The following is a 7104-nucleotide window of genomic DNA, read 5'->3' as shown; positions in this document are numbered from 1 at the left end:
TACCACCGCACCAACTGCTGCTGCTACCACCGCACCAACTGCTGCTGCTACCACCGCACCAACTGCTGCTGCTACCACCGCACCAACTGCTGCTGCTACCACCGCACCAACTGCTGCTGCTACCACCAGCCCTACCTCACAGATTGCCGACAAAGCGCAACTCGATGCGATCGGACAGCAGTTATATGCACAAATTGACCAAAATTGGACCACAACTCCTACCTTTACTGAAAGTTTGACTTATCGAGTCAAAGTGAAGCAAAATGGGGACATAGTGCAGTTCGATCCTACAAATAAAGCAGCTAAAGATTTCGTCAAAGAAACTCCTCTGCCCGTTTTGCAAATTCCGGCAGGTGCCCCAGCAGGTGCTGAAAAAACTGCTGAATTTCAAGTAACTTTTAGCCCCAGTAATGGTGGTAAATTAGAAGTTAAAACTGGCAAATAGCTAATGGGTACGATCGACCGGGTTTTTAGCAAAAATTCGGTCGATCCTAGTCGATTTATGGTAGTGGCTGATTGCTAGTAAGATCGAATGATAGGGTGCGTCAGGTAAGTTTTTTGAATAATTTTTATAGGGTATGAAACTGATGCACCTTACCAATGGTGACAATTACGTCCAGGAATGACCAACTATTCCTGCTAAAAAAAGGTAATATTTGATCCGCAATTTGCAGTAGTTCTTGCTTGCTACTACAATTAGCTGTTATCAATTACCTATTAGCTTAAAAAACAAGCATCTATAAATTAGCAGATGGAAACTATCAAAACTCTTTGCCCTTACTGCGGTGTAGGTTGTGGTCTAGAAGTTGTTCCCGACAAAAACCAAGGTTGGAAAGTCCGGGGCGATCGCAACCACCCATCCAGTCAGGGCATGGTTTGTGTCAAGGGAGCAACGGTAGCAGAGTCAATTCGCACCGATCGACTACTTTATCCGATGATGCGGGATACTCTCGATCGACCGTTCCGCCGCGCTAGCTGGGACGAAGCACTAGATGCCATTGCCGATCGGATTCAAACAATTCGCAGCACTACCGGCCCCGATGGTATCTGCGTTTATGGTTCCGGTCAATTCATCACAGAAGATTATTATGTGGCCCAAAAATTGTTTAAAGGTTGTCTGGGAACTAATAATTTTGATGCCAATTCTCGCCTGTGTATGTCTTCAGCAGTTTCGGGATACGTGCAAAGTTTTGGTGCTGACGGTCCCCCTTGCTGTTACGACGATTTAGAATTAACAGATTGCGCTTTTATTATTGGTAGCAATACCGCAGAATGCCATCCCATTGTTTTCAATCGCTTAGCAAAATACCATAAAAAGAATCCCCATGTCAAAATGATTGTCGTAGATCCGAGGCGGACTCCCACGGCGGAAGCAGCGGATTTGCACTTGGCAATCAAACCAGGTACTGATATAGATTTGCTCAATGGAATTGCCTATTTACTGTTGCAAAGCGACAGCATAGATCGAAAATTCATTCAAGAATCCACAGTTCATTTTGAGCAGTTTGTGCAAGTTGTCAACAGCTATACGCCGGAATTCGTAGCCTCGCGCTGTGGCATTTCTGTGGGAGACTTGGAAACCGCCGCTAAGTATTGGCAACAGTCCCAGCGGGTTTTGTCTCTGTGGTCCATGGGCATTAACCAGTCCTCTGAAGGCACGGCAAAGGTGCGATCGCTAATTAATTTGCACTTGATGACCGGTCAAATCGGCAAACCGGGATGCGGCCCGTTTTCCCTCACAGGCCAGCCAAACGCCATGGGAGGGCGGGAAGCAGGGGGACTTTCTAACCTATTACCGGGATATCGAGCGGTGAAAAATGCCCAACACCGAACCCAAGTAGAGGAATTGTGGGGTCTGACACCCGGAAGTATTTCGCCCAATCCAGGCCGCACTGCTTGGGAGATGATTTTGGGTTTGGAAACCGGCCAAGTAGATATGTTGTGGATTGCAGCTACGAATCCGGTAGTGAGTATGCCGGATTTGGAACGGACAAAAGCCGCTTTGTTGCGATCGCCTTTTACAGTTTATCAAGAAGCTTACTATCCCACCGAAACCTCCGGCTACGCTCACATCCTCTTGCCGGCAACTCAGTGGAGTGAAAAAACCGGAGTGATGACGAATTCAGAACGTCGCGTTAGTCTTTGTATCGGTTTCGACACTCCTTTAGGGGAAGCCCGCGACGACTGGAGTATTTTCGCTGAAGTGGGACGCAGGTTGGGTTTTGCCGAACAATTTGCTTTCAATAACAGTGGTGATGTTTACCAAGAGTTCGTACAGTTGACGCGGGGCCAGCCTTGCGACGTCACAGGCCTCAGTCACGAATACTTGCACCAAGAAGGCCCTCAGCAGTGGCCTTGTCGGGAAAATGAACCCAAGCATTCAGCCAAAGAAGCTAAGCGGCTTTACACTGATGCACGTTTCCCAACTCCCGACCAGCGGGCGAGATTTTCAGCTTATCATTCCCGTGGACTGGCTGAACCTCCAGACCCCAATTATCCTTTTGTGTTAACCACGGGCAGAGTTTATGGACACTGGCACACCATGACGCGCACTGGTAGAACCGACAAAATTAATCAATTGCACCCGGAACCCTTTTTGGAAATTCATCCCCGCGATGCTGCTAATTTGAAGATTAAGGAAGGGGATTTGTTGGAAGTTCGATCGCGCCGTGGTAAAGGAGTGTTTCCCGCAAAAGTGACTAAGGCGATCGCCCCTGGTACTCTATTTGTACCAATGCACTGGGGTTCTCTGTGGGCCCAAGGCGCCGAAGCCAATGCCATGACTCATGCTGAAAGTTGTCCTGATTCTAAACAACCGGAGTTAAAAGCTTGTGCAGTCCAGTTGGTGAGGGTTGGGGCTGAAATTGAAGCGGAAGTAGGTGAGTTTAATTGGGCCCAATCTCCCATCCCAGTCAGTTCTTGAGCACGGAGTTAATTTTTTCAGCTCAATTTTTGCGCTTTTACAGGTGGGTTGTTCCCCAGAAAAACAGGGTTTTTTAACCCCAATACTCCTCTGATACCTTTAAGTCCGATCGAAGCCACCAGGTTTTCGATCGGCCTGACTCTCATTTATATAAACAAAAATTTGCTGTTTAAACCCACAACGTTGAGTCAGAAACCCAATTAATTCATAGCTTTTGCCTCAGTTCTGTTTGCTTTTTTATTGGTTGTGTTTGATTGATTTTTGGTGGTTTTTGGTTTTGGCTTTCGATCGACTATCACCAAATAATTGCAGTATGGAGCGATAGGTGCTATGCTCTATTCATAAGGCTTATTTTCGGCAGTATAGTTCGTTCGATCGGCGTTCCTCCGGATTTAATTCTCTACACCCTCTAATTCTGGAGAATGTTTAATGTCAATTTATGTCGGCAATTTATCCTACGAAGTTACGCAGGAGCACCTCAACCAAACTTTCGGAGAATACGGCACTGTTAAGCGCGTTCAGTTACCTGCCGATCGGGAAACAGGTCGGATGCGTGGCTTTGCTTTCGTAGAAATGTCCACAGAAGCCGAAGAAGCAGCAGCTATTGAAGCACTTGACGGCGCTGAATGGATGGGTCGTGACCTGAAAGTCAACAAAGCAAAACCCCGCGAAGAACGTGGTGGTTCTAATGCCGGTGGTAACTGGGGCGGCGGCAACAATCGCTCTTCTCGTCGCTACTAAAGCATCCAAGCTAAATTTTTGGCTTCCTTGCTTGTCCCTAGGCTGGCCGCTAGTTAAGAGTCAATAATCCTTCTCTATTGACGAGAAAGAACTCTCTGTGCGATCGTACCCAGTCTTCAAATCCTCAAAATATTGTCGTTTAGCAATAGTTTGAGGATTTTTTATGGCAAAAAATAATTAAACAGTCCCAGACACAGGGGATTGCCAAGAACAGCAGACAATGACATCATTAATAATAAATCATCATTAAGTCAAGGGTATGCTGAAAAAAATACTGAGGCAACTTTCTAAATTCGGCAGCGATGAACAATTTCTGCACTTTACTGAAAATGTAGAAGTAGTCGTATCGAAAGTTTTATCTCTGGCGATGATTATGGTAATTATCATCAGCGTTTGCGATCTAATTATTTATTTAACAAAACAATTAATTAATGACCCCCAGACTTTGTTAAAAGACACGCTATTTGTAATCTTTGGGTTATTTTTAAATGTTTTAATTGCGTTAGAAATCTTGGAAAATATTACAGCTTACCTGAAAAAGCACGTCATTCAAGTAGAATTAGTCATTGTCACTTCTTTAATCGCCGTCTCTCGTAAAATAATTATTCTAGACTTAGAAAAAAAAACTGCCGCCGACTTAATCGGTTTAGCTACAGCAATTTTCGCTCTTTCCATTAGTTATTTGATAGTGCGACGCACGAATAAAGAAAATAATTAACATTGGGGGAATTATGTTTAGAGAATTTTAAACCTGATTCCTGATTCCTGATTCCTTAAATTTCATCCAACAAACCCGAAGGAGGAACAATTTCAATTCTACCTTTTTCTAAATCAACAATTGGAACTATCTCTTTCACAAAAGGAATCAAAACCTTTTTTGTTTGCAGTGGTTTAACACGAGGAGTTTTACGTTTTTTCCGACGACTATCTTTGTGTTCCACCTGTACAGACACAATTTCTGGTACTTCCGGTTCTGCCGCCTTTATCGCCTCCGTTTGATTTAATTCAACTTCCAAAAGGTCATTTCCTGCGGGGATAATATCACTAACTTTCCCCAACATTTCTCCCGTTAATTGATTGAAAACCTCCATCCCAAACAAATCTTGCACATAAAATTCATCTGGTTCTAGGTAAGGTCTCGATCCTTTTTGCACAAAAAGCTTGCAGCCCCGCAGCGCCTCAGCAGCATCCCGGTCTTCCACCCCAGCCACCTCTACAGCATACAATCCTTTGCCCGGAATGTAGCGACCTCCCAAAAATTCGATCGCTTCTGGTTCTGTTTTATTAGGAAACAACAGCCACCGCTTTCCCGGTTCGATAAACCTTTCCGGGAAATCAGAATCGGGATATACTCGCACTTCCCCGTATAAACCTTGAGCTGCTACAATTGTACCGATTTCTATCCACTCAGACATAGATTATTTGTGATGTGTTATTTGTTAGTAGTTATTTGTGATTGTTGGTTAGCCAACGGACAACTGCCAACTGCCAACTTTAAACCAATCCAGTTCTAAGCGCCACAACTGCTGCTTGCACCCGGTCGTCTACAGCCAACTTATTCATAATACCACGAACATGAGTTTTAATAGTATTTGGACTCAAATAAAGCGCCGCAGCAATTTCAGGATTAGTATTACCTTCCACCATCAACCTTAACACCTCCAACTCCCGCTGCGATAATTGACCAAAATTAGTGGTAGACACAGGCACTGGAGGTTTAAGATGTTCAATCACAGTGCGAGCGATTTGAGGATCGAGGTATGTAGCCCCCTCTGCCGCCGCCGCGATTGCTGCTAACAACCTATCTACAGAAGCACCTTTAATACAATAAGCGTCAGCACCACTAGACAGAGATGCAATAATTTCAGTTTCTGCCATATGGGAAGTCAACATCACTACTCGAACATCGGGTAATTGCGCTTTAATTTGTTGCGTCGCCGCTATCCCATCCAGCCGTGGCAAACCGATATCCATGACAATAATATCAGGTTTGAGTTTCAGTGCCGCTGCTACTCCTAAATAACCATCTTCTGCTTGTCCTACTATTTCTATTTCTGGGGCATCGGCTAAAACTTGCTCTAGCCCCAGTTGCATCATCGGATCGTCTTCAACAATTAAAATTTTCATATAACCAATAACTAATGACTAACTTTTAAAACATCAACAAATTCCCCTGCTAAAACCCAGGTTTCAGTTGGTGGTAAAACTGCTAAACCAGTCGTATGTGCCAGATTAATTAAATTCGCTGAATTTTGGCTACCCTTGGCCGGTTCAAATTCCCACACTCCGGTCACTAAATACAGTTTACCCCAAACATAGGTTTCCCGCTGACCCTGCGATCGCAATTCCACACGACATCGAGCCCGCACCAACTCCGGCCCCCAAGCATCTGCCCCAACTCCAGAAATTTTTCTCAAGGCAGGTACCACAAACCGCCAACAACATACTAACGCTGAAACCGGATTTCCCGGCAAACCAAAATAAAGACAATCAGAACTCATCATCGGCGAATCCGATTTGTTTTCATCTCCTTTAAACTGAGCAACCGTCAAAGGCTTACCCGGTTTAATTGCCACAGAGCGAATGTGAATTTCCCCTCCCAAATCCGCCAATATTTGCTCAACATAATCATATTCTCCTACCGAAACTCCCCCTGTAGAAAGCACTACATCTGCTGTCAAAATAGCTTGATTGATTGCTTTTGTTAGTTCCTGCTGATTATCGGGAATTATCCCCAATCTTATCACTTCACATCCCATTTGTGTCAGCAAAACAGTCAAAGCATACTGATTCGAGTCTACCAATTTACCAGGTGACAAAGGTTGGTCTGGTGATACCAATTCATCCCCAGTGGAAAAAATCGCCACCCGCACTCGCCGATAAACAGGCACTTGAATACACTGTGCAGTTGCTAACACTGCGATTTCCGAAGCATTGATAACAGTACCCGGATTTAACAAAGGAGTTCCTGCTTGATAAAAAGCGCCTTGGTGACGGACAAAAGCTTGAGGCTTACCAGGAGCAACCAGGATCGAAACACGATCGCCCTCACGCCTAGTTTCCTCCTGCATTACCACCGTATCAGCACCTGCGGGCATCATCCCACCCGTAAAAATCCGCGCCGCTTGTCCAGGTTGTACAGTATTTTGAGGCTGATATCCCGCCGGAATCTCTTCAACTATCTCAAGGGCGACAGGTATGTCGCTGTTGCAATTTTCCACATCAGCAAACCGCACCGCATAGCCATCCATTGCCGAATTATCCCAATAGGGAAAATCCAGGGAACTTGTGACAGTTGCAGCCAAAACTCGCCCCGATGCAGCCAGCAAATCTACAGTTTCTACATCCCGCTGACTGTCAAGGGGTTGTGCTAAATTTAGTACGATCGCTTCTGCTTCTTTCACTGACAGCATCACTGTCTCCTGGTTTTAATAACACTC

The 7104-nt window shown here is 45.0% G+C and carries 6 protein-coding genes and 1 pseudogene; 4 read left to right on the top strand and 3 right to left on the bottom strand.

Annotated elements, in window-relative coordinates:
• From AAFP14_RS02775 to AAFP14_RS02760, 4 genes and pseudogenes are all read left to right on the top strand, one after another.
• Window positions 1-445: pseudogene (locus tag AAFP14_RS02775) on the top strand (nitrate ABC transporter ATP-binding protein); the annotation flags it as partial.
• Between the two features lie 306 nt (window positions 446-751).
• The gene (locus tag AAFP14_RS02770) at window positions 752-2923 is read left to right on the top strand and encodes a molybdopterin oxidoreductase family protein (protein WP_341730793.1); all 2172 of its coding nucleotides are present in this window, start codon (window positions 752-754) and stop codon (window positions 2921-2923) included.
• A 429-nt stretch (window positions 2924-3352) separates the two neighbouring features.
• A complete protein-coding gene (locus AAFP14_RS02765) occupies window positions 3353-3664 on the top strand; it encodes an RNA recognition motif domain-containing protein (RefSeq protein ID WP_341730792.1) in 312 nt (103 codons plus the stop codon).
• Between the two features lie 259 nt (window positions 3665-3923).
• Window positions 3924-4382: a phosphate-starvation-inducible PsiE family protein gene (locus AAFP14_RS02760; RefSeq protein ID WP_341730791.1), complete on the top strand. Its 459-nt coding sequence runs from the start codon at window positions 3924-3926 to the stop codon at window positions 4380-4382.
• 55 nt (window positions 4383-4437) lie between these two features.
• On the opposite strand, the gene rimM is transcribed toward AAFP14_RS02760, so the two are convergent.
• The 3 genes from rimM to AAFP14_RS02745 form a co-directional block, all read right to left on the bottom strand.
• On the bottom strand, window positions 4438-5079 hold the full coding sequence (gene rimM, locus AAFP14_RS02755; protein WP_341730790.1) for a ribosome maturation factor RimM: 642 nt from the start codon (window positions 5077-5079) through the stop codon (window positions 4438-4440).
• 79 nt (window positions 5080-5158) lie between these two features.
• Window positions 5159-5791 (bottom strand): response regulator transcription factor, encoded by a 633-nt coding sequence (locus tag AAFP14_RS02750; RefSeq protein ID WP_341730789.1) that lies wholly within the window; start codon window positions 5789-5791, stop codon window positions 5159-5161.
• Between the two features lie 11 nt (window positions 5792-5802).
• Window positions 5803-7077: a molybdopterin molybdotransferase MoeA gene (locus AAFP14_RS02745; protein ID WP_341730788.1), complete on the bottom strand. Its 1275-nt coding sequence runs from the start codon at window positions 7075-7077 to the stop codon at window positions 5803-5805.
• Window positions 7078-7104: the final 27 nt, after the last annotated feature.

The organism is Microcoleus sp. EPA2 (genome assembly GCA_020882975.1).
Classification (GTDB): domain Bacteria; phylum Cyanobacteriota; class Cyanobacteriia; order Cyanobacteriales; family Microcoleaceae; genus Microcoleus.
This window is presented reverse-complemented; position numbering and strand designations above follow the sequence as displayed.